Below are 727 nucleotides of genomic sequence, written 5' to 3'. Positions count from 1 at the left end.
ATACCTATAATAATAAAACAAGAACTAATAGGATCAGAAAACTACTTTTATTATAAAGAAAGATGCATATATTGTGATATAATAAATGAAGAACTAAATAAAAATTTAAGAGTTATTTCTGAAAATGAAGATTTTATTGCTATATGCCCTTACGCAAGTAGATTCCCATTTGAAATCTGGATATTACCAAAAAGACACGACCCTATGTATGAAGATATTCAAGACAAAGAAATCTCCAATTTAGCCTCGATTATACAGCTTATAAATAAAAAACTAAATTTAGCATTAGAAAAACCGCCTTATAATTATATATTACACACATCTCCACTTAAACAATATAACCTATCTCATTATCATTGGCATATAGAAATTATGCCACAATTATCTGGAGTAGGTGGTTTTGAATGGGGGAGTGGGTTTTACATAAACCCAATACCTCCAGAAGAAGCCACTAAGTTTTTGATAGAAACGTAGATATGCATAAGCAAGAAGAATTAAGCATAAACAACTTGTTAAAACTTTTTCGTCTTTCATTAACAAATATAAAAATTTATCCTATAACAAGTCCTGTAGTAGAAAATCAAATAAATGAATTATACAATTTATTAAAACAAATTTTACAAGAAAAAACATTTATTACTATTTCAGAAATGGATGGGAAAATTTTTATAAATGAAGAAGAATATCACAGCAAAGATCCTATTTCAATCTCTAACATTACCTATCT

Annotated in this window: 2 protein-coding genes; both read left to right on the top strand. The window is 27.1% G+C overall.

Annotated features, from left to right (window positions below):
* Positions 1–474: HIT domain-containing protein (locus tag N3D74_06675; protein ID MCX8095847.1), on the top strand; the 474-nt coding region annotated here is incomplete at its 5' end.
* Between the two features lie 2 nt (positions 475–476).
* On the top strand, positions 477–727 hold a 251-nt coding region (locus N3D74_06670; GenBank protein MCX8095846.1), incomplete at its 3' end, for a hypothetical protein.

This window comes from Caldisericia bacterium (genome assembly GCA_026414995.1).
Taxonomy (GTDB): Bacteria; Caldisericota; Caldisericia; order B22-G15; family B22-G15; genus JAAYUH01.
This window is presented reverse-complemented; position numbering and strand designations above follow the sequence as displayed.